A 3,477-nucleotide genomic window follows, 5' to 3' on the forward strand; every position below is an offset into this window, starting at 1 on the left:
CCATCTCCCAAGTTATACCGGGCACTATAGTACTTTTACATCTCTTCTCTCGCGCACAGACTTGTTAACCTTTAACATATAAGCACTTCTAAGCACTTCAGGTAGTTGTCAAGTTCTTGTTTTCGGCAACTTTTTCACAGAAACATCGGCACCTCCCCCTATTCGATGCCTCGCACTCCACTCAAAGCGGTAGCCATTGGCTTTGACAAACTTTTAGGCCACTTCTGTAACCTCTGTACTTTCGCGTTTCCGGAATATTCCCAGGAAGTTTCATCTGTCCGGGAGATGTCTTTTTCCCACTGAGTGAAGAAACCCGGTTTATATCAGGGTTATAGGTAAATACCGAAATATGTCCGTCGTAACCGAGTTTCTCAGTTCCTCTCGGTGGGTTATCATAGCATAAAGCCGGGTTTCCCTACACCCGGTTGTCGTGATTTATCAGGGTTGGGAATGATGACGAAATGTTCTGTTTGTGAAACCGAATATACAGAAAATGAGGTCGAAACCTGTTCCGTGTGTGGTTATGACCTGACCCCCTATCCCCCTATTGACGAGATACCGTCCGAGTTGTGGGAGAAGGAGAAAAAACGCATTGCCGTCGCCAAGCGGGTTTGGAAATCGTCTCAGTCTCAGGTAAAGTCCGCACAGTTGATGGTCTCTCACCTGCAGTCTTATTTATATGAGATGACCCGGAACATTTACGGTTTTACCCAATCCCAATCTCAACTCCCATCCCAGAGTCAAGCGATCGCATCTCAGCTTCCATCCCAGAGTCAAGCGATCGCATCTCAACTTCCATCCCAGAGTCAAGCGATCGCATCTCAACTCCAATCCCAGAGTCAAGCGATCGCATCTCAACTCCAATCCCAGAGTCAAGCGATCGCATCTCAACTCCAATCCCAGAGTCAAGCGATCGCATCTCAACTCCAATCCCAGAGTCAAGCGATCGCATCTCAACTCCAATCCCAGAGTCAAGCGATCGCATCTCAACTCCAATCCCAGAGTCAAGCGATCGCATCTCAATCCCAATTGCTATCACGCCTAGAATCCCAGGTAGAAGCGATCGCATCTCAACTCCAATCCCAGAGTCAAGCGATCGCATTTCAACTCCCATCCCAGAGTCAAGCGATCGCATCTCAACTCCCATCCCAGAGTCAAGCGATCGCATCTCAACTCGACGAGTCGATAACTGAAGCCGTGGCAGACATTACTCCCATCGTGTCTTCATCCTCTGGTTTTGATTATAGCCAACTCGACAGATTATTGAAATCAGGCCAGTGGGAAGCAGCCGACGAAGAAACGACTAAGATGATGTGTAGGGTGGCGGGAAAAACCTCTAGGAGATATTTAGACGACGATGATATCAAAAACTTTCCCGGCGAGGATTTGCGAATCATCGATGGTCTTTGGGTCAAACACAGCAGGGGACGCTTCGGGTTTAGTGTCCAGAAGCAAATTTACATCAATTGTGGAGGATTGCCTGATGGACGCTATCCAGGTGATACAATATGGGAGCGCTATTGCGGGGAGGTGGGATGGCGAATGAATGGGTCGTATATATCATGGTCTGATTGCACGTTTTCGGCGGCTGCTCCCCTGGGCCATCTTCCCGCCCGTTTTGTTGGGGTTGGTTGGTGGTTGGGTTTTGGTGTGGGACTGGTAAGGCGTAGGTTAGCACTCTTCTCTCGCGCAGAGACTTGCAGACTGTAGCATATAAGCACTTCAGGTGAAGAAACCCGGTTTCTATCAGGGTTATGGGTAAATCCGAAAGATGTCCGTTTCTACCCGGTTTCTAGTTCCTCTCGGTGGGTTATCATAGCATAAAGCCGGGTTTCCCCCCGCCCGGTTGTCGTGATTTATCGGGGTTGAGAATGATGGCGAAATGTCCCGTTTGTGAAACGGAATATACACCAAATGAGGTGGAAACCTGTTCCGTGTGTGGTTATGACCTGACACCCTATCCCCCTGTGATTGATGGGATACCGTCCGGGTTTTTGGAGAAGGAGAAAAAACGCATTGCCGCCGCCAAGGGGGTTTGGCAATTGTCTCAGTCTCAGGTAGAGTCCGCACAGTTGATGGTCTCTAAAGTGCAATCTCAGTTAGATGAGACCACCCGGAAAATTGACGGTTTTACCACTACTCAATCACGGCTAGAATCGCAGATAGAAGCGATCGCATCTCAACTCCAATCCCAGAGTCAAGCGATCGCATCTCAACTCCAATCCCAGAATGAAGCGATCGCCTCTCAACTAAAATCCCAGAATGAAGCGATCGCCTCTCAACTAAAATCCCAGAGAAAAGCGATCGCCTCTCAACTAAAATCCCAGAGAAAAGCGATCGCATCTCAACTCCAATCCCAATCGTCACAGATAGAAGCGATCGCATCTCAACTCAAGTCGATAACTGAAGCCGTGGCAGACATTACTCCCATCGTGTCTTCTTCTGGTTTTGACTATAGCGAACTCGACAGATTATTGAAATCAGGTGAGTGGAAAGCAGCCGACGAAGAAACGACTAAGATGATGTGGAGGGTGGCGGGAAAAACCGGGGGATATTTATACAACGATGATATCAAAAACTTTCCCGGCGAGGATTTGCGAATCATCGATGGTCTTTGGGTCAAACACAGCAGGGGACGCTTCGGGTTTAGTGTCCAGAAGCAAATTTACATCAATTGTGGAGGATTGCCTGATGGAAGCTATCCAGGTGATACAATATGGGAGCGCTATTGCGGGGAGGTGGGATGGCGAGTGAATGGGTCGTATATATCATGGTCTGATTGCACGTTTTCGGCGGCAGCTCCCCTGGGCCATCTCCCCGGAATGGCGATGGATGAGTATTGGGGGGTTTTTTTGGAAAGTGGGGTGGCACTCTTCTGTCGCGCACAGACTTGTAAACTGTAGCATATAACGACTTCAGGCAGTCCCTAGTGGTGCGTTAATGAAATGTCAACACCGTTGACCAATGAAAATGTTAATGAAATGTCAACACCACTCCTACTCTCAATTGGCGGTGGGTTACGCTACCCTAACGCACCCTACGAAGGAGTAGGGTGCGTTAATGAAATGTCAACACCGTTGACCAATGAAAATGTTAATGAAATGTCAACACCACTCCTACTCTCAATTGGCGGTGGGTTACGCTACCCTAACCCACCCTACAAAGGAGTAGGGTGCGTTAATGAAATGTCAACACCGTTGACCAATGAAAATGTTAATGAAATGTCAACACCGTTCATCATTACCATGTCAGGAGTAGAGCGATCGCATTTTGTCCCCCACTTTCCCACAGTGGGAATTAACCCTTAATGAAGTGTTGACAGCGAGTGGCATTCGTGAGTTATAATATATAGAATCATATCATAGCCCACCCAAATCACATTGATCGCCGTCGCTATCCGACATAAATTTAATATAAATGGGACGCATTTAATGCCCGCCAAAGAKTTTATCATGATACTGTTTGTATTGCTATGAT

3 protein-coding genes are annotated in these 3,477 nt (G+C 47.7%); all 3 read left to right on the plus strand.

All coding sequences use genetic code 11. From position 1 onward, the window contains the following. Nucleotides 1–450: 450 nt before the first annotated feature. The 3 genes from B9T16_RS26960 to B9T16_RS26970 all read left to right on the plus strand — a co-directional run bounded on the left by B9T16_RS26960 (nucleotide 451) and on the right by B9T16_RS26970 (nucleotide 3,308). Complete coding sequence (locus B9T16_RS26960) at nucleotides 451–1,710, plus strand: GUN4 domain-containing protein (RefSeq protein ID WP_410246203.1); 1,260 nt, start codon at nucleotides 451–453, stop codon at nucleotides 1,708–1,710. Between the two features lie 164 nt (nucleotides 1,711–1,874). After that, entirely contained in the window at nucleotides 1,875–2,903 is a 1,029-nt protein-coding gene (locus B9T16_RS26965) for a GUN4 domain-containing protein (protein ID WP_410246204.1), read from the plus strand. A 78-nt stretch (nucleotides 2,904–2,981) separates the two neighbouring features. Continuing rightward, nucleotides 2,982–3,308 carry a hypothetical protein gene (locus B9T16_RS26970; protein WP_172973404.1) on the plus strand — a complete coding sequence of 109 codons (327 nt, stop codon included), beginning with the start codon at nucleotides 2,982–2,984 and terminating at the stop codon, nucleotides 3,306–3,308. The last annotated feature ends 169 nt before the right edge of the window (nucleotides 3,309–3,477 follow it).

It is taken from the genome of Arthrospira sp. PCC 8006, from assembly GCF_046480465.1.
GTDB lineage: Bacteria > Cyanobacteriota > Cyanobacteriia > Cyanobacteriales > Microcoleaceae > Limnospira > Limnospira platensis.

Bases quoted from the DNA above. Each gene is read 5' to 3' on its own strand.
- B9T16_RS26965 (WP_410246204.1), top strand. From the start codon at position 1,875: ATGGCGAAATGTCCCGTTTGTGAAACGGAATATACACCAAATGAGGTG.
- B9T16_RS26970 (WP_172973404.1), top strand. From the start codon at position 2,982: ATGTCAACACCACTCCTACTCTCAATTGGCGGTGGGTTACGCTACCCT.
- B9T16_RS26960 (WP_410246203.1), top strand. From the start codon at position 451: ATGATGACGAAATGTTCTGTTTGTGAAACCGAATATACAGAAAATGAG.